The 19,946-nt window shown below is 34.3% G+C and carries 14 protein-coding genes; 6 read left to right on the top strand and 8 right to left on the bottom strand.

The window, feature by feature from the left end; genetic code table 11:
- Positions 1–178: 178 nt before the first annotated feature.
- Positions 179–1,564 (top strand): tRNA uridine-5-carboxymethylaminomethyl(34) synthesis GTPase MnmE, encoded by a 1,386-nt coding sequence (gene mnmE / locus EL260_RS18400; RefSeq protein WP_123856873.1) that lies wholly within the window; start codon positions 179–181, stop codon positions 1,562–1,564.
- Between the two features lie 16 nt (positions 1,565–1,580).
- Positions 1,581–2,393, top strand: a complete 813-nt coding sequence (locus tag EL260_RS18405; RefSeq protein ID WP_123856875.1) for a formylglycine-generating enzyme family protein — start codon at positions 1,581–1,583, stop codon at positions 2,391–2,393.
- Between the two features lie 638 nt (positions 2,394–3,031).
- Here EL260_RS18405 and EL260_RS18410 read toward each other — a convergent pair.
- The 7 genes from EL260_RS18410 to EL260_RS18440 form a co-directional block, all read right to left on the bottom strand.
- On the bottom strand, positions 3,032–3,361 hold the full coding sequence (locus tag EL260_RS18410; RefSeq protein WP_123856877.1) for a hypothetical protein: 330 nt from the start codon (positions 3,359–3,361) through the stop codon (positions 3,032–3,034).
- 185 nt (positions 3,362–3,546) lie between these two features.
- Positions 3,547–3,885: a helix-turn-helix domain-containing protein gene (locus EL260_RS18415; protein ID WP_123856879.1), complete on the bottom strand. Its 339-nt coding sequence runs from the start codon at positions 3,883–3,885 to the stop codon at positions 3,547–3,549.
- The gene (locus EL260_RS18420; protein WP_123856880.1) at positions 3,869–4,333 is read right to left on the bottom strand and encodes a helix-turn-helix domain-containing protein; all 465 of its coding nucleotides are present in this window, start codon (positions 4,331–4,333) and stop codon (positions 3,869–3,871) included. Before EL260_RS18420 ends, EL260_RS18415 begins: the two co-directional genes overlap by 17 nt.
- The gene (locus EL260_RS18425; protein WP_123856882.1) at positions 4,333–4,539 is read right to left on the bottom strand and encodes a hypothetical protein; all 207 of its coding nucleotides are present in this window, start codon (positions 4,537–4,539) and stop codon (positions 4,333–4,335) included. The genes EL260_RS18420 and EL260_RS18425 overlap by 1 nt, the downstream gene beginning before the upstream one ends.
- Before the next feature lie 717 nt (positions 4,540–5,256).
- Positions 5,257–7,056 carry a BamA/TamA family outer membrane protein gene (locus EL260_RS18430; RefSeq protein ID WP_123856883.1) on the bottom strand — a complete coding sequence of 600 codons (1,800 nt, stop codon included), beginning with the start codon at positions 7,054–7,056 and terminating at the stop codon, positions 5,257–5,259.
- Positions 7,057–7,197: 141 nt separating this feature from the next.
- Positions 7,198–7,896: a DUF1826 domain-containing protein gene (locus EL260_RS18435; RefSeq protein ID WP_123856885.1), complete on the bottom strand. Its 699-nt coding sequence runs from the start codon at positions 7,894–7,896 to the stop codon at positions 7,198–7,200.
- Positions 7,897–8,105: 209 nt separating this feature from the next.
- Complete coding sequence (locus EL260_RS18440) at positions 8,106–8,573, bottom strand: hypothetical protein (protein ID WP_123856887.1); 468 nt, start codon at positions 8,571–8,573, stop codon at positions 8,106–8,108.
- A 304-nt stretch (positions 8,574–8,877) separates the two neighbouring features.
- Here EL260_RS18440 and EL260_RS18445 point away from each other — a divergent pair, with 304 nt between their 5' ends.
- Positions 8,878–9,783, top strand: a complete 906-nt coding sequence (locus EL260_RS18445) for a phospholipase D-like domain-containing protein (protein ID WP_164466549.1) — start codon at positions 8,878–8,880, stop codon at positions 9,781–9,783.
- A gap of 121 nt (positions 9,784–9,904) precedes the next feature.
- Here EL260_RS18445 and EL260_RS18450 read toward each other — a convergent pair whose 3' ends face one another.
- Positions 9,905–14,815 carry a PKD domain-containing protein gene (locus EL260_RS18450; protein WP_167469965.1) on the bottom strand — a complete coding sequence of 1,637 codons (4,911 nt, stop codon included), beginning with the start codon at positions 14,813–14,815 and terminating at the stop codon, positions 9,905–9,907.
- A gap of 425 nt (positions 14,816–15,240) precedes the next feature.
- Between EL260_RS18450 and EL260_RS18455 the strand changes: the two genes are divergently transcribed.
- The 3 genes from EL260_RS18455 (at position 15,241) to glsA (ending at position 19,182) form a co-directional block, all read left to right on the top strand.
- On the top strand, positions 15,241–16,473 hold the full coding sequence (locus tag EL260_RS18455; protein ID WP_164466550.1) for a BamA/TamA family outer membrane protein: 1,233 nt from the start codon (positions 15,241–15,243) through the stop codon (positions 16,471–16,473).
- A 155-nt stretch (positions 16,474–16,628) separates the two neighbouring features.
- Positions 16,629–17,933, top strand: coding sequence for an ArnT family glycosyltransferase (locus EL260_RS18460; RefSeq protein ID WP_123856895.1), 1,305 nt, complete (start codon positions 16,629–16,631; stop codon positions 17,931–17,933).
- A 235-nt stretch (positions 17,934–18,168) separates the two neighbouring features.
- The gene (gene glsA, locus EL260_RS18465; protein ID WP_123856897.1) at positions 18,169–19,182 is read left to right on the top strand and encodes a glutaminase A; all 1,014 of its coding nucleotides are present in this window, start codon (positions 18,169–18,171) and stop codon (positions 19,180–19,182) included.
- The last annotated feature ends 764 nt before the right edge of the window (positions 19,183–19,946 follow it).

The raw sequence follows: 19,946 nt of genomic DNA on the forward strand, positions 1-19,946 counted from the left end.
AACAGACGCCTTATTTTCATCCAGTAATCTGAAAATATTGATGTAGTTTAATCGCTTTTCTATTTAAAATTAATTTTTACCATTCAAATATTATTGAAATGCAGAGCCAGATAAGAAGTATAGACAATCCAAATTATCACCTCTGTAAAATTTGCATTAAAAAGCGTAAATTTGCCCCATGAATAACGATACTATTTGCGCACTGGCTACTGCTAATGGAATAGGCGCTCTAGGCATTATCAGAGTTTCCGGAAATGATGTTTTACCCATCGTTCAAAAAAGTTTCCCTGCAAAAAAGCTGGAGAAACAGAAGTCTCATACAATCCACTACGGGTATTTTATGGACGGTGAAGAAGCTATTGATGAAATTATGCTTTCCATTTTCCTGGCACCGAAAAGTTTCACTACAGAAAATTCTGTAGAAATTGCTTTCCATGGTTCACCCCATATCGGAAAACGTATTCTTGAAACGCTTATTAAAAATGGAGCGAGAATGGCTAAAGCAGGAGAATTTACACTTCGAGCTTTTATCAATGGAAGAATTGATCTCTCCCAGGCAGAAGCCATTGCTGATGTAATTGCCTCTGAAAATGAAGCCTCCAGAAAGGTAGCTATCAATCAATTAAAAGGTGGAATCACCAATGAAATATCGTTATTAAGAACTGACCTTCTGAATTTTGTTTCCCTTATAGAATTGGAGCTTGACTTTGCAGAAGAAGATGTAGAATTTGCTGACAGAACTGCTTTAAGCGGACTATTAGATAAAATTGACCTTAAATTAAATTCTCTTATTGAGAGCTTCCAATATGGAAACGCTATTAAAAACGGTACTGCTGTTGCGATTATCGGTAAGCCTAATGCAGGGAAATCTACCTTACTCAATGCTTTACTGAAAGAAGAGAGAGCTATTGTAAGTAATATTGCCGGAACCACAAGAGATACCATTGAAGAGGTTCTTCACATTAAAGGCCATGCTTTCCGTTTGATTGATACTGCCGGACTGCGTGAAACGGTAGATGAAATTGAAGCCATTGGAGTAAAAAAAGCGAAGGAAAAGGTAGAAAATGCTAATATTTTAGTGTATCTGGCTGATGCTGCTACTGAAGATTTCTCAGAAGATATTGAAATGATCCAGTCATTATTAAGAGAAGATCTGAAATTAATCATTTGTGCCACAAAAATTGACGAGGTTACTCCTACCAAATATGAAACGGTAGAAGATGTCTTCAGAAATGCTATTTCTCATGAACTTGATTTCATCAAAATATCTGCTGTTGAGAATCAAAACATCCAGGATCTTAAAAATGAATTATCTTCTTACGTTGAACAGCTAAAATCTCAGGAGAATAATGTGGTTATCACTAACCAACGTCATTTCGAAGCTTTACAAAAATCTTTGGATGCCGTAAACAAAGTAAAAGAAGCTATTTCTTTTAAAATTTCTACAGAATTATTGGCTTATGAGCTGAGAAATGCATTGGAGCACCTCGGTGAGATTTCAGGTGAAGTCACCAATGATGAAGTGTTAGGGAATATTTTTTCTAAGTTTTGTATTGGGAAGTAGAATACATAAACCAGTAATGATAAAAAATAAATTTGCAATTCTTCTAGGGGCTCTAATTCTCATTTCATGTGAAAAGCATAAAAACAAAATTGATTGGATTTATGTAGAAGGTGGTCATTTCGAAGAAGGAAAAAATCAGATAATTATCAGTCCCAAAGGTGACACAATACACAATTTTACAAGCCCCAATCGTGTAGTTGAGCTTGATGGTTTTTACATTAGTAAATTTGAAATAACGGTTAAGCAGTTTAAAGAATTTTGCGAAGAGACCGGTAGAGAAATGCCGTCTCCTCCAATTGAAAGTGCGTATGGACAAAAAGTGTATTATAAATGGATAGACGAAAATCCTATGCTCGCAACTTGGGATGAAGCAAGTAGTTTTGCAAAGTGGGCTGGTGGAAGATTGCCAACTGAGGCAGAGTGGGAATATGCAGCCAAAGGTGGAAAGCAAACAAAAGGTTACAGATATAGTGGAAGCAATAACCCAATTGAGGTTGGATGGGTAAAAGAAAATTCTGATAGTATTTTTCATAAAGTCGGACTTCTTAAACCTAATGAGCTTGGAATACATGATATGACTGGCAATGTTAGTGAATGGGTTTTTGATTGGTACAATCCTGAAAAGGATGGTTTAGTAAGTAAGAAAAATCCAAGAGGACCTAAAGACGGAGCTTATAAAATATCAAAAGGCGCAAGCTGGTTCTACGAATCACAAAGTTCAGATGGTAAGCCATTAGAATATGGAATTCATATGCCAGAAGTTAGATACCAATCTCCCCGTAACACTCGCAATGACGGATTTGGATTTAGAATAGCAAAAAATAAATAATTAGTGTTGAGTATGGTCAGTGTATAACTCAAACCATGTCATTGGATAACTTTATTATAAGTTCCCTAAGGTTTTTTACATTGAGTCTCTTTAAAAATTTCATCATTTAGAAAGAATTTGATGAAGTGATATTTGGTTAATTCTCCGGAAATATATAACTTAAGTATAGGGAAATAATTGTCATTGCGAGTCGAAAGAAGAAGCAATCTCATCAGTAACTTTATCGTTATTCTTCTATTAGAATTTAGAACATAAAAGTTTATTATAAAATTAAAGAGGCTGTCTCAAAAGAGATAGCCTTTTTATCATTCTAGACTTATTTTTGTTAGATAATTTGATTGCAAATTAATAAAAATAAAAATGTTTGCATACTAATCTGCAGCTTTAATTAAAAAGTAATTGAGGATGCGAATGAAGATTGTATTGCGATTCATCTTTATTCTGTTTTAACAGATCTCAATTTTGGCTGACCGTAGTTTCTGTTACCTCAATTCCATATCAAACTTCCATAAAAGTTTTCAAATCAAATGTATTCAAACGAACGGGGACAAAGCTATCGTTAAGATGATTAAATGAAATAGAATTTTCCACGTTGCCTAATTGCAAATCTTGACTTTCTTTAAAAGTGAAATACTCATTTAATGTGAGATTTCCTTTTTTATTTGAATATCATTAGACATCTTTGCCATTGTATTCAAATCAAAGTATTTAAAACCTTTAAAAAGAACAAAGACAATATTTTTTGAATAATTGTAATATAATATATTATTCTCTCTGGAAGTAGTCAATTGTCCATTATTATCTATTTTGGAAAAGAGCATTGGAATGTGAGTGGAATAATTTATACCAAACCCCTCGATGCCTATGCCATCTATGTCATCAAAATCAAAAGTTATAAAAACTGTCTTTTTCTTTATAGAATCTGCGATCTCTGGGCTTTTATTTAAATATTCTATGCTGTTTTGCATTTGCTTTTTAATCTTCAGATCTTTTACAAATGAAAGCCTATCCTGACCGTGAATATTTGGCCAATCATTAAAAATAAAAAAATAATTAGATACTATTCAAAATGAAAGAGCTCTAATACAGAACTCTTTCTTATCAAAATAATATTTAATTTTGTGTTTAACCTATACCGGATTTTCAGGATTAGTCATTGGAAGCTTTTTTTCCATTTAGCTACCGTATTTCTACTGAGGTTAAAGTGGATTGCCAATTGAGTATTACTCAGTCTGTTCTTTTTCTGATAGTTCAACATCCTGATAATGGTTTCTTTATCATAAGCTTTTAGCTTTTGATTATGTTGCTGATCACCAAATAAATTAATATTCAACCGTATCAAGTCGTAATCTGTAAGCTTTTCTTTGTCTAATATTTCACAAAGCTCTTTTCTTTTATCCGGATATTTAAAATGAATGAGATCTTCATAGATCCTTTTAAAATTGGGTCTACTCTTTTCATTTTTAAAAGTCCTGTCAATTAAAATTTTCATCCTTTTGTTCTGGCATTAGTGTTTGTTTATTATATTTCTCAAGCCATTTATAAAGTGTTGTTTTAGGGATTTTATACTCTTCTATTATCTGAGCTCTTGTTTTTTTACCATCATTGACCATTTCAATCATAAATTCTATAATCTCTTTAGTATATATATTTTTCCTGAATACGGGAAGCAAAGATGAATGCTTTATTTTATGTTCAGAATCACGGCATTTAGGTGGCGCATAGAGAATTAAATGTTGAGAATAAATTCTGAAGAAATCATATTCAAGAACTTTTGACCATTTCAGCAGCATATAGGTGGTAATTTCTGGTTCTTTGTACATTTTTAATATTTCTTCTTCTGAGACATCAAGGAAACGCATAAGGCGATCCATCTCAATATTCTCCTGTTTTACTTTCTCCTCTATGCATTCGCCAATATGTATTTGTTTATATAGCATTATGAAAATGTTTTGAATATGAAATAACTGTATTTTCCGGAGTTTTCACTGATGTATTGCCATTTAGAAGTCCCTCGTATCGCAGAAAAGATACTTCTGGCATCTAAATTAGCTAAGCGATCAAGTTGTACCGTATTCCCTCCCACTTGATCAAAGGTCAAACCGAAGAAGTACAACCCAATCAAAAGGACAATCATTCGTTTCATTGTAGATATATTTTGATTAAAATTTATGTGACAAATATATCCTCAAGCGAAAATAGCACCTAAAATCAGCCTACTCTATTTCTACTCTTTAATTAAAACACTTATACAACAGATTGATTATCAAATAAATAAAAACAAAACAAAGTATAACCTATTAGATAACTCTAATAGATATATATTAAAAATGTATTTAAATCAACTGAAGAATCTAAGTTGAATTTTTTACGAATTCGATATTTTCTATTTTCAATAGTTCGGATGGAAGAATGGGTATAGACTGCAATTTTTTTTAGTCGAAAAATTCAAATGTATCATGGCACAACATCACCTTTTGCAATATGAGCGATTCTCAATCTATTTTTTTACCGGATAATTTTGCTTTATTCAGATTAAGAATGGAATATTTGTGCATCTTTTTTATCATCCGCATACAAAGAAATCTGAAATCCCATACCATATATATAAAGGGGACTTATTTAAGTCATCATTCGGTTCTATTAAAGCCAATGTGTCCCCGAGCATTTCAAAAGCAAGGTTTGTAAAATTTTCTCATTATTTTTTTTGTTTTTACAGACGAATTTAGCCTCTAAATAAACAAAACCTTTTTACTATAGATATACGTCTGAATAAGGGATTGATGAAAATAATAAAATCGTTGTGAAACCCCGTTTGAGACAACTCATTCAATATTAGAAAAATACATATTTAGCCTTCTCATCAATTCCCAAAATTCACAAAATGAGGCACCTCCGTTGCAAAACTGTTCATTGGGAGAAGATTATTTCGGTTGCTGTTAAAATCAAAAACAGAGTTATTATCAAATGGAACACGAGGATAATAGGTAAAGGAAATCTGAATCCTGTTGAACACCAAAAAAGGATTATTAATCAAAACTCCCACTCCTATTTTAGTATTCGTACGGGTATTGAACAGTTTTTCATTAGGCATTCCCAGCCAGCCTACAGCCATCGTTAAATAGGGGCTGAAGTGAAAATTCTTCCAGGTTTTATCTATAAACATCTGAAGCTGATACCTTAAGACCATTTTTTTAGTTCCAATGTAATCAGCATTATAAACAGGAAATTCATCTGGTGAAGTGAGATTGATTCTATCTTTATAAGAATAATTATGTTGTGGATTTCCTAAAGCTAAAGTTGGAGAAAAGAAGTGTCTTACTTTCGCAAATTTCCAGTTCATAAGATTCGTAAAATACGTTCCGTCTATACGGAAAGACTCTCTGTTTTGGCTGTCTTCATTAAAAAATCTTCCAAACTGTGCTTTCAAGGTAAAATATCCCAGCTTTGTAAAGCTGCCGTAAGATGCAGAAACTCCTACATAAGGATTTACTTCTTTATTTCTGGATAAACCACCTGCAATAATGTTCACAGAATTCCCATAAGCGATATCTTCCGGTAAATCGTATTGAAAAATATTCTTCTGCACGGAAAACCGTCTGTTAATAAGCCCCACAGACATCAAAAAACTGTTGTAAGAGCTGAAATATTTATACCGATCGATTCCCGGGCTGTCTTTATACTGATAGTTCTGGAATCTTCCTATAACAGCAATATTACTGCTAACTTTTTCACTAGGATCTGATGACACCGGGATCTGATAACCTCCCCATAAATCCTGGCTGTATACTTTGATCTGAACTTCCGGAAATGCAGTATCCGTTTCTATGGGAAGTAAAACATTCCGCATAAAATATTCAAAAGTGAAACCACCTGCCCATTTTGTTAGAGGGGAGAAAAAATCTCTTCTGACATTGAAATTGATTCTTTCATTTCTCAAAAAATCCCGTTCTCCGAGGATTTGAGCATTGACATAAGACCCAAAAAGGTTATAGGCCGTATAGCTTCCTAATACATAATCCTGTTTTTCTTTAGAATCATTTCTGTAAAGGAAATCGAAGGTATGACCTAGTCCCAATACATTTTCTTCGGTAACTCCAAGACCAATTTTACTTCCGGAATAGCTGAGCCTTGGTTTTAGGCTCCAGGAATCAAGAACTTTTACCACCACATCAATAGAATCTTTGTTGGAACTGTCATCTGCAACACTGATATTCACTCTGTTGATAAAAGGCATTGTTCTCAACAAACGTTCAGATTCATACAGCTTCTGGGCATTATACTCTTCCCCTTCTTTAAAAAGCAAATAATTATTAACTGTAGAAGTTCTTGTTGTGGAATGAAGGTGGTCTGTAAACCAATCATACCATTTCAATTTCTCTTTCTGATCTTTAGAATCATATCCAAAAGGGTCAATGGTTTCGATCCTGATGTTTCGGATATATCTTTTATTGTAGGCTTCCTGTGGAAGTTTTTCGGTTCGGGATTTAACAGAAGTAGAATCTGCCTCTCTACGAAATATGAAACGATGAAGAAATTTAGTGACTTTTCTTTTATCCGAAAATTCTTCTATTTTGTAATAAAGTGAATCTTTCTTTTCCTGGGCACTTAAAAATAAAAAACCACTTAAAAAGAAAATTAAAGTTACAATTGATCTAGTCATTAGTCATCAAAATTCAATACAGTTTGTAGTATCAATTTACAAGCCAACAGACCGTAAATACAGGAAAATTTATTTTAAAGGTACTATTTTTGAATGAGAAATCCCAACTACAATAAAACAGTATTATCTTATGAAAGTGATTTAACAGATCAAAAGCAAACGATATTCACCTTCATTTTCAATGGGAGCCCTATGCACACAAGGTAACACTTTTTGTGCAGGATGATCTACTGCCAACCGCCAGAGATGTCCTATTCCAAGATTTGTAGGTTGTGCATTAGGTTGAGCCTGATAGTGCAGATCGAAAAAACAATCTTTTAGAAAGCTTTCAAATTCTTCTTCCGGCCCATCATATAATTCTTTGAGTTTTTCCCGGATTTCAGGAACCTGAATTTTTTGTAGAGCTTGTTCATTGGGTAAAATATCACTTGCTGCACCATAATAAGTACATAAAAAAGTATCTGTTCCAATAGGTGAACGATCCACATGATACGAATAGACATCCGTTGAAATAAAATCAAACTCCTCGTCCCGCTCGTAATTTTTAAGCAGATTAAGGGAAGGCAGTGCTCCGTAATCAGCTAATAACTCTAAATCATTGAGGATTATTTTTCTGGCGATGTTTCCTTTTTCCGATAACTTCAATGCTAAAAGATCTCCCTCAGAAATTTCAGTAATATTCTCTTTCAATAGAAGTTTAGAAACAATTTCTTTAAAATCACCGTCTAAATTCCTATACCAGCACATCGCATTAATCTTTCCCTGAAAATGAGTATTTATAAGTTCAGAAAATGTAGAAACTACTTCTATTTGATGGTTGTCAGAAAATACATCGTTCATATGTTGGAAGAAACAATTTAGTTGCTTAGTCTCTGCAAAAATAAGAAATAGGCTGGAAGAAACTGCTAAGATTATTTTTCCTTTTATTAATTATGAGTTAGGAAATAAAGCACTCTAAATTTTCCAAATCAAATATTATTTTTAATCACCATGGTAAAAAAAGCTGTCTCAAAAATCAAATCGTTTGACTTTTGAGACCCGCTCTTTTATTAATTTCTATCGAATGTTTTCGGGATTAAATTTTGGTCGGTTTCCCCACTGAATATCCAGGAAATAATATACCATCGATTTTTTTCAAAGATGAGTTGAATGCTGTTAATTCCTCTCCTTGCCACTTTACCATTTTTGTCCAATCTGGTCTCATAAGTACTCCAAACCTGGGCGATATTGCCAAAAATTCTGACTTCTCTATTAATTTCGTTCTCATAAAAGGCAGTGTTAAAAACCATATCATCCGTTGCCTGATGAAACTCTTGTAATGTCAAAGTTACCTGCTCTTGTTTTACTTTGTCAAAATAAGAATACACCGCTTTGGGATGATGCAAATAGTGATCTCTTTCCCATTGTCTTTTCGCTCCTTTTTCACCAGAAACCACCTCGTAACTGGCCTTCATTATAGCATCAATTGTTTTTACATCGTTATCAAATGTTTTGTTCTGTGCTTTTAAGTTTCCCATTGTTATAAATAATATAGTTATCGTTAATACGTAAAATAAAAATTGTTTCATGTTCTTTTTTTGACAAAGCAACACCTATAAATTCTTTCAAAAAAATAAATTATTTACCTTATTCCAGTTTTTATGTAATCCGTTTAATTTCTTATTTAAAGTATTTATTGGGTATGATATACTTAAGTGTCCCAACGCGGTATCAGATAATGATAATTAGAGTGCTTACATTTAGAAATATCAGGACTGATGCTAAAAAGATATCATTTTTTTATGCTTTCCCATAAAGCAAACAATAAAAAGAAACGTAAATTTGGCGGCTCAAAGTATTAAAATCAGGCTTAGCGCTGATCTTGTTAAAAAACAACCCCAGAAAACATACTTTCAATATAACTTAAGAACAACAAACGTGTATTATAAGGAAAACAAAAAATATTATTTTAAAATTGATACTGAAAACAGTGAAGGTGTTGAAGTATTTGTCGGGCAAAATGCAGGCAATCAATTGAATAAAGACATCCTGAATGCAAAAGCAGAAGTTCTTATCGTTTCCCCTTATATTGATGAAGTAAAATTGGATGATCTTCTTATGCTGAAGAACAGAAATATCAACGTGAGGCTGGCATTCAGTGATCTCCGACCGGAACAATATGGAAATATATTACGAAAACTTATCCATCAGAACCGGGTGACAGATGTCAAGAAAAAAGAGAAAAGGGAAAGTCTGAAGAGCCTATTCTTTTTATCCTCTATTGGACTTTTCTGCCTGGGAGTCTTTTCGCTCATTTATTTCGGAATACATCTCGTTGATGACCTTACCAATTCTAATAATGTCATTGCTCTTATAGTTGCAGTTGCCTCTCTATACGGATTCTTCAGATGCTGGGAAAAGAAAACCGAAATAGGAAAAATGGAGATCTACACTTACCATTACTCCGAGAAATTAAATTTCAAGTATGTCCGAAACAATCGTTATGACAACAAGTTCCTGCATTCAAAAATTTATATAATCGATAGAAAAGTAGCCTATCTCGGATCATTAAACTACACTAAGAGTGGGTTTACTTCTAATTTTGAATCCCGGATAAGAATTACCCAAAGAGAAAAGGTAAATGAATTGGTTCGCTTTGTTCATGATATTTTTGAGGATAATGTGACTCTCAAGAAACATGAACTTTTCTATCTTGGAAAACAGGTATATAGTGAAGAGACATACTAATTGATCTTGTTTGTAAAAATTAAAACCGGCCATTATCATTATGGAGACAAAAGTTCTCCTTTAATTATAAAAAAAACAGTGTTCTCTTCCGAGAACACTGCTTATTAAAATGAAGTATGGATTAATTTTTAATCAATTTGCTTTGCAATGATTTTTCTCCTGCCTGCACAATAACGATATACGTACTCTGCAACCAGTTAGAGACATCTACATTCACTTCTCCTGAAGATGACTTCAGTTCTTTATGGAATTTAACATTCCCCATAGTATCAAAAACTTTGATCTGTGTTGCCGGCAATTTCTCATTACCGGTATTATATGAAACCTTCACGATATCCTTTGCTGGATTTGGCATCAACTTCAGAGAAGACGCTGTCGTAAGACTTGGTTTTCCTGCATTGGCAATACTAGGTTTACCTATAATCTGTGGCTCAGCAACAAATTTACAGTCTTCCTGACCCATGAATAGGATAGCATCAGTTCCTCCAGGGAAGTTTGCATTTGGATAGAACATCAATGGATTGCTATTCATATCATAAGTACCTCCTGCCGGAATGGTAATCATAGATGGGAAATAAGTTCCATATCCATTAAGACTTGAAATGTTAAGCATTATCGGCATTCCACCGTTATTGTATATCATTCCATGAACATTATAATGATCTCCATCCCACTTGAAGGCTTCGATCTTAACGTCAACGTCACACTGGGTTTCTACTCCACAGTCTTTGCCTGGGTAATAGTTCAATGGTCCTGAATAGAATTCACATTTTTGCCCTGATGGCATGTTCTGTTCAATTTTCAGTCTATAAGTTCCTGCACTGCTTACATAATAGAACGGATAAATGATATCATTGGTTCCATTTTGAAGCGATGTTCCAAATAGTTCCCATTGATGATAATCGAAAGTACCTTTTGGTCCCAGTACATAACGTTGTTTATCTCTACAGTAATCATAACAACCTGTAGGGAACACCCACATAAGGCTTTCAATGCTTAATGGTACAGCTATTTCATTATCTGTTTTACATCCAGTCGGAGCTGTATATATCACTTTATATACGCCTCCTTCTCCTACAACAATGCTTTGTCCTGTCATTCCATTACTCCAGTTGTATTCTCCATTAGCCGGTCCAGATGCTGTTAATTTCACCTTATACGGAGTACATTCTATTTGAGTATATGTTATTGTTGGTTGCGCTGGCGGATTGCTTACCGTTACTATAAAGTCTTTAGATGAAGTACAATCTGTTGTTCCAGGGTTACGTACTTCCAACGTAAAGGTATACGTACCTGCAGACAGCGCTCCTGTACTGAAAACAATTGGGAAGGTATTAGACCATAATGTTCCAATTGGAGCTCCATTTTTCTTCCATCTGTACTCTAAATTATTAGCGGTCACAATACCATTAAGTATTGCTGAACTTCCTGAACAAATATTTGTTTGTCCGGAAATACTAACGTACGGAGGTTTTTTGATCGTAATAGGCACCGCTTTTTCGCTCATGATATTAGATCTACATCCTTCTGGTGATATTAATACTGGCCAATAGCTTCCTGATTGTGTAGGAACAAAACTCATTGAATTAGGAGCTCCAGGTACTTGCTGAGAGCCATTCATCCAAATATAACCTGATGGTGCTGTACCTATCGGCGAAAAGGATACTACTGGAGCACTTCCCTCACATGCAACAGCACTTAATGGAAGAACATTTCCAGTAAAATTAGCATCTTTTACCATAATATTAACGGTAGCAGAAGTATAAACACATCCTTGTGGAGTTCTAACTTCCAGCTTTACAGTTTTTGTTCCGGTAGTATTAAATGTAACAACCGAACCTGGCTGTGAAGTAATAAAAGCTGTTCCATCAAAATACCATGTGTAAGTATTTCCAGAAGTATATGACACAGGCGAAAGATTAATCGCTTCTCCTTTACATGCAATAGCCGGAAGCAAGAAATCTGTACTAGGAGTCGGTGCCAAAGTAATTGTTTTTGTAATCGTACAAGGAGGATAAAGATACGATGGTGCAAACATTGACATCGTAAAGGTATATGTTCCTGGTGGCAGATTATTATAAGTTGCCGTCTGTCCTGTCTGTGTAGGAAGTCCTGGTGAACTAAATTTATACACAATAGCATTCGGGTTAATATCGAATATCGTAGAGGTATTGTAAAGAGTTACATTATATCCGTTACCATTACAAGTCTGAGCAATCTCAAATTTAGGTTCATAATGTTTTCGAACTTCAATACTTTTTGAATACCAACAAGTGCCATATCTTAAGCGGACACTCACAATATGTGCTCCTGCAAGATTGGTTTGGAACTCAGGTGAAGTGGTCCCTTGCCCATTAGTTATAGTAAGGATATTATTAGACACCCACTCAATCTGATCCGGCGCATTATTTACGCTGAAAGAATTCACAGTAATCTTGTTACAGTCAGTCCATTCTGCGGCAAAATAAACCGTAGGTGGCGTTGTACAGTTATTGCCTGTAGGACAAGCATTTGTTACTTTAATCTCTTGTGAGTATACATAACATCCATTGATATCTTTAGCTCTTACCTGATAGGTTCCTGCAAGTCCAACTCCTGACAATGTATATGAATTTGTAGTAAATCCATTCAATGGTAAACCATCTTTATACCATTGCCATTCTAAAATATTAGTAAGCCCTGTTGAACTGTTAGCGGTAAGAGTGTAAGGTGCTAAAGGCTGACTATCACAAACCTGAAGATTATATACCGGTGAAACCGTAATAATTGTTTCCGGAAGGATAATAAAATTAGCACTTGCCGTTGGTTTGTATGAACATGAATTAGCCCCGTTAATGGTTACTGTAACGACTTGCGAAACATTACCTCCGGTATTATTCTGAATATATCCGTTATTCGGGAAATTATAAGTTCCTAACTGATTAAAGTTTTCTGTATGACTGCCATTAGCAAAAGTAAACGTTACACTTGTTGCTGTAGTAATTCCTCCTTGATCAATTGTAAAGTTAAGATTTGAACCTGGACAAATTTTCCCAACATTGGTAAAGTTTATCACTGGAAGAGCCATCTTTTTTATCGGCATAGAAATAATCTTCACCTGACCACATTTTACAATTTTTAAATTCAGATTAGTATCATATACCCCGCCTGAAACTTCGTTAATATTTACCACAATATTAGCCGTTCCCTGTCCGGATGAAAAACTCCCGAAATTTGGTTGATCAAAACTCCATTCCATAGAATCCGGAACAATATTCCCTAAAACAGCACTGAAGTTCTGTGTGCTGCTTGGGCAGAAAGGACCCATATTCTGAACAATAGATACTTTATTAAGATCTATTGCTCTTATGTTCTTTGTAATAGCAGTGGAAAGACAACCAGCCTGACCAATTGTTCTATAACGAACAGACACTGAGAATGTAGGCATTCCAGTATCAAATACAACTGTTATAGAGTTTCCTGCATTACTTCCCATAATTGTACCATTTGTTACAGTCCATACCGGAATCACATTTGCTGGAGTTAAACCGATTGAATAAACATAAGGTCTTCCCGTACATACCACATCATCTCCAACAATTGGTCCTCTCGGAGGTTTTGGTGGCGCAACTACATTAACAAGTATTCCCTGGCTTTCACAGCCTCCACCTGCTTTAACTGCTGTTACAATATAAGTACCCGGTGTTGCAAAATTATAACTAAAAGGTACACTGATTGGTTGTGGCGAAGTATACACTACCCCACCATCTAAAGTTACATTCCAAATAACAGGAACATTAGGAGTAGCTGTAAACGTTTGAGCTGTACCTACACAAATCTCAGGTGTTCCACCTGAGATGGTTACCGGCTGTTCTACAACAATCTTTTTAGTTGCTTCTCCTCCACATAACATTAAAGTATTGAAATATTTACTTGTCAATGTGTAAGTACCTGGCACTGTCGCTTTGAAAAGAATTTCATTTCTTTGTTGATTATAAGTCAGTTCACCTACGCCAGGACCTGTTACATCCCAGTCAAAACTTGTAGTTGGCCACTGTGGAAGTGAATATGTATATTGTCTTCCAGTACATACTACATTCTGTCCTTTAATCTTTGAGGCTTTCAAAATTACAGGAATTTTAACGGTAGTCCACTCTGGACATCCACACTCTGATTTATACATTACATAACCGAAGCCATCCTCCGGATCTACCTGATCCCATCTAACTTCGATTTCGTTTCCATAATTATTTAAAAGAGTTCCGCCAATCACTTTCCAGTCTCCCTTGCATCCATTCAGTACACTGTATTTTTCAACACTTCCTTCACACACTACCGAGGCACAGTTGATCTGTACAGGTGGTGCTTCCAGAATTTCCAGTTTTTGAGAAACAGTTTCTGAACAACCACATTTATTGGTTACAGTAAGACTAACAGTAAGTCCTGCTGCTGAAGTATACGTGTGATTAGGTTCAAAGGCTGTGGAAGTTGTTCCGTCTCCAAAATCCCAAAAGTAATTGACAATATCACTCCCTCCATTTGCCTGAGAAAGGTTTTCAAAATGAACCTCCGTATTCTTACAAACTCTATCCTTCATATTAAGGACCGTAAAATTAGGAATCGGCTTGTTTATTTTCTCGATGCAAATATTTTGGGTCTCAGTTGTTCCGTCAAAAAATTGAATAACTGCATGTACAAAGCCGCCTCCAGCAGCCCCCCAAGCTATAACAGCTTGTGTATTGGAAGCACCTGAAACACTTTGTACAGTTCCTCCCGCAGAAGTCCATTGCACATTTAAAATATTAGATCCGTGGACCGTATAGGTTACATTGGTATTCTCACAGACACGGATACATGTACCAGTCTCGACGCTTGCAGCAGCAACAGAATTGTCGCCATTGCCTTTTTCGCCCCGATGGACTTGGCATCCGACCTGAGAGTCCCAGGTAACATGAGTTGATGATTGAGCTTGCAGACCCCAAGGTACCAGGAGCCAACATAGCAGGAGCCATCTGAAGACGTGCTGCCTACTAAGATAAGTGATGTTTTTCATGGTTAATAAAAATGTATTAATTTTCATTTGGAAATTAATGAAAATTTTAACAACAAAATCATTTATAAGTGAAAAATATCGTATTATAAAACATTTAATATCAATAAAACACCATCATTACTGACTATACCTCAATTAATGTACCCAAAAATAATTTACAAAAAAGTCAAATTATCACCTTTTTATACCACAAAAACAGAATTTAATACTATTAAAATATACTTTTTAAAGAAAAAAATTAACCAAAAACACAACAGGTAATCTTATTTTTTATTTTTTAATAATATTTTAAACCCAAAATGATCTTTATTACTATTAATCACAGCATATTTGAATATCAACAGAATTATCTAATATAACGCCCTGATTACAGATCATTTTGCCTAAGAATTTATATGTATTATTGTTATTACAAATTCACAACCATGAAAAGAATTCTCCCCTACCCTCTATTTATTCTCTTTTCCTTTTTCTGCTACGCTCAGAACAACCAATCCCAAATTTTATCCGATACCCTATATGAATCTAAAATACCTCAAAAAGACATTGTAGATATTTTTCATAACGTCTTTCATAAAAAAGATAACGGCGACACCATTCGTGCTGAGAAGAAATTCAACTGGTCTATGATTCCAGCTGCAGGATATACTCTACAAACAGGATTTGCTGGGGTTATAAGTGGTAATATTGGGTTCTATCAGCAAAGATCCAAAGATCAGAAAATTTCTAATATTTCTACCAGCTATACCTATTCACAGTATAAACAGACGATCTTTCCTCTCTATGCTAATATCTGGACTAAGGGTAACAAAATCAATTTTATCAGTGATTTCAAATACCTTAATTATCCCTCAGAAGTATATGGACTAGGAGGAAAAAGAATTTCAATAGAAGCAAACTCAAACACAGCTTATACAGTCAATTTTAAATATATAAAATTGCATCAATCCGTTATGTTTAATGTATTAAAAGACTTTTACGTGGGTGGAGGAATTTATTATGATCAATTTTGGAGTATTAAGGTCACAGATTCACTGGGAACAAGAATCAACCGCCTTCTCACCCGGGATTTAAAAACATCCGAGAGAGCATCAGGATTGGCAATAAAAGCTCTATACGATAATAGAATCAACCAGATCAACCCTCAGAACGGCGAATACTTAAGCATTACTTACCGTCCTAACTTTACCTTCATGGGAAGCCAGTCCAATTGGGCTTCGCTTCAGATAGACGCAAGAAAATATGTTCACTTCCCCGCTAATTCAAAAAATATTCTCGCATTTTGGGGATTCGCCTGGTTAACTACAAGTAAAACAACGCCACCCTATCTTATGCTTCCCAGTACAGGTTGGGATGACCAGAACAACACAGGAAGGGGATACATACAAAGCAGGTTCCGTGGAAAAAACATGTATTATTATGAAAATGAATATCGTTTTGGGATTACCAGAAACGGATTGTTGGGAGGGGTTGTTTTTGCAAATGTTCAGTCTTTCTCCGCAGATCTTTCCGATGAATACAAAAAGCTCCTCTTTGGATACGGAGTGGGATTACGCATCAAACTTAACAAACACAGCAACACCAACCTATGTATAGATTATGGTTTCGGTCAAAATAATTCACACGGTTTTTTCGCCAACATTGGAGAAGTTTTTTAACTCAATATATTCTCAGGATAGATTACCGGAAAAGGCGAAATACTTTATTTTATCTATAGATAAGCCTCAGATCATCCTTTTATTAAGTAAAAAAGAACTTATTTTGTGTCAGAAAACAATTAGCAGGTAAAATGAAAAAATATGGTAAGGAAATAATGATAGTTTTAATAGTATTACTGTCACGGTTACCTTTTATTTTTAATAGTTTAGGTACTGATTTGGATGCCTGGAGAGAAGTATATACGGGAAAAGCACTCTATGAAAATCATATTTATAATGTTTCCCGTTTTCCCGGATATCCATTACCTGAATTTTTATATTCATTAGTGTATCATTATCCTTATTGGGTAATCAATTTACTATCCGTTTTATTTACAGCCGGTTGCTGCATATATCTTTTTAAGATTTTGAACTTTCTTAATATCAAACTTTCCTTTCTTATCACCATCGTATTCCCATTTGTACCCATTATCTACCTCAACAGCACAACAGCAATGGAATACAATTGGTCTTTATTCTTTTTACTGGCGGGCGTTTATCATCTCCTCAATAAAAAGATCTGGCTTTCCACTTTATTATTGGGACTTATGATAAGCGCAAGGTTCAACAATATTATTTTTCTTCCGGCATTTCTTTTTCTTGCATACATTTACCTTGAAAAGGATATAAAAAAAATCTTACAATTCTCCGTTTTAACTGGTATTTTCACCTGTATTTTCTTTTCACCTGTTATTTTAAAATATGGCATTAATTTCCTTCAAAGTTATGGAGACTCAGAAGTTAATCTTGCAAGTATATTAAGTCTGGGTACAATATACATCTATGGAACTTTAGGAATACTTGCTATTATTCTGGGCTTAATCATCCAATTGTTTAGAGAGGGCTATCAAAGGGTAAAAGATGTATCTAAAAATCATTTTGCCCTATTCAGCATTATGATGATTATTTCCAATCTGATATTCTTTATCAGGTACCCATTGGAACCAGGCTATTTAATTCCATCGGTTCCTTTTATCCTTATCCTTCTTCAATACATAATGAATGAAAAAGTAATGAAACCTGTACTATTTGCATTATTCCTATCCCCATTTTTGATTCACGTAACCGCAAAGAAAGTTCAGTTTACAGGTAGCGTATTTATTAATGAAGAGTATGAAGATCAGGAATTGGCCTATTGTAAAAAGGTTATACAGGAAATTAAAAAACGTTCCGAAAATCAACCTGCCATCTTCCACTTAGGTAATTTTTCCGAACAAATTTCACTGATGGGAAATTTTGATCAAAACAGCAATATAAAGATCGTTAAAAACCTTAACCCGAAAGATCAGGAAGACATTATTAACAAAAAGCTTCCTCTCTATTATATTGATACCGGAAATGCAAAGGAAGAAAATAGCAAAACCCATATGCTTGATCAATATGGAATATTATTCCACAAAGATTTTGAATTAAAAAGGTAAATCAGCGTTTGAAATTCCAATTGATTTTCAGCCATAACCCAACAGTAAAAATATAAGAGCCATTTACTTCAACTCATATCACAATTAAAAGTGTAATACTTCCCTACTTCTTTGGAATAGCTGATCCCTCATGCCATCTTCCCAGTATACCTACACCCAATCTTGCACAAAAAATGAAATACCTTATCTTTGTTTTTTCGAGGCTTATTATAAACTTTTATTCGAAAATATTTACATGAAAAAAAATAGCTTTTTATTTTCCGCCAAAGGAATTCTTATTGCAGGATTTTTGTCCTTAAATACAGTGATGTACGCTCAGAAAACGGCAGACCTTTCTACCATTTCAGAAAAAACCTTAAGCAGCATTCTGGAAAAGAACAGAAATTATTACACACAGGGTAAAGTAGCAGATTATATTCCTGAATTGGGTAAAATGGACGCTAAAGCAATTGCTTTTTCAGTAGTAGATAAGAACGGTAAAATATTGAATACGGGTGACATTAGCAAAAAGTTCACTATGCAGAGCATTTCCAAGATCATTGCTTTAATGGTTGCCGTCAATGAAAGAGGAGAAGCCAATGTTTTTGATAAAATGGGATATTTCGGATCAGACAGACCTTTTAACCATTTTGCCAATCTAGAAACAACAGGAAAGCCACTCAATCCAATGATGAATGCAGGAGCTATCCTTACCACTTCTTTAATTCCCGGTGAAGGCGAAAAACCATTCCTTAAAGTATTGGATATGGTTCGATACATCACCAAAAATACTACCATTGATTACAGCAAATCTGTTTATGAATCTGAAAAATCTACTGGACACCGTAACCGTGGAATGTTCTATATCATGAAAAATAGTGGATTGATTTCAGGAAATGAAGACCAATTAGACAACTACTTCAAACAATGTTCTATTGAACTTACAGCTGAAGATCTGGCGAAAATCGGATATTTCTTTGCCAATCAATGTGTACGCTTTGATGGAGACACCCAATATAAAAACGCTGACGTTGCTAAGCTGATTGAATCCCAAATGCTGACAGCCGGAATGTACGAATTCAGTGGTGAATATTCTCGAATGGTAGGCTTACCAAGCAAATCCGGCGTAGGTGGTGGAATTACCGTAAGCGTTCCCGGAAAAATGGGAATCGGTGTATTTAGCCCCGCATTGGATCAACATGGAAATTCTTTGGCTGGATACCATATTATTCTAGATCTGGCGAAACAGTACAACTTAAGCATTTTTTAAGATTACTGATCATATAGAAAGTGGCAAGCATTTAACAATGAAACAATCGATCTAAAATTCAAATAAACTTACTTTTTGATTTTTTTAATAAACTAAAGCAGCATCTCGCTGCTTTTTTTCATTTATATTTCATATTTCCGTAATATGTTTACTCTATTATATAAAATTATCCTTCTTTTCAAAGTCCTCACACAGATAAAATAACTCACAAAATGCAAATCTCCAACATGTCAATAATATGATATAAATCAATTTCATACAAAATCAACTCAAAATTTCATGCTTTTCAAATATCCGGTTTTGCTGATTTTATGCGGTAATTATTTATGTTATCTTTTTGTAATATACAAAAAAACAAATCTCTTGTTTTTGAAATATCTTATTTTTTATTCCTATATTTGCTTAACATTTCTTTAACTATAATTATTTATTTTTATGGTTACACAGATTGTACCGGCTTGTTTATAACGAATAAGAAAATAAACCGTATACTTTTATAACATTTGAACAATTAACATTTGTTTGTTAAAAAATTATTATCGAATTTAATTTATGATTAACAAAACATCATAAATTTATTATTTTTATTCATGCATCACAAACAATCAGTCTTTATCACCATTAGATTGATGTTTTAATGCAAAATCGCATATTATTATTTTAATACTAAATGCAATGAAAAACTTGACCCTTATTAGGCTAACGCCTTTTGAAAAGCCGGACATCATTCAAGATCCTAATCACTTTAGGACCCATCGCGTGTC

It is taken from the genome of Chryseobacterium nakagawai (assembly GCF_900637665.1).
GTDB classification, from domain to species: Bacteria; Bacteroidota; Bacteroidia; order Flavobacteriales; family Weeksellaceae; genus Chryseobacterium; species Chryseobacterium nakagawai.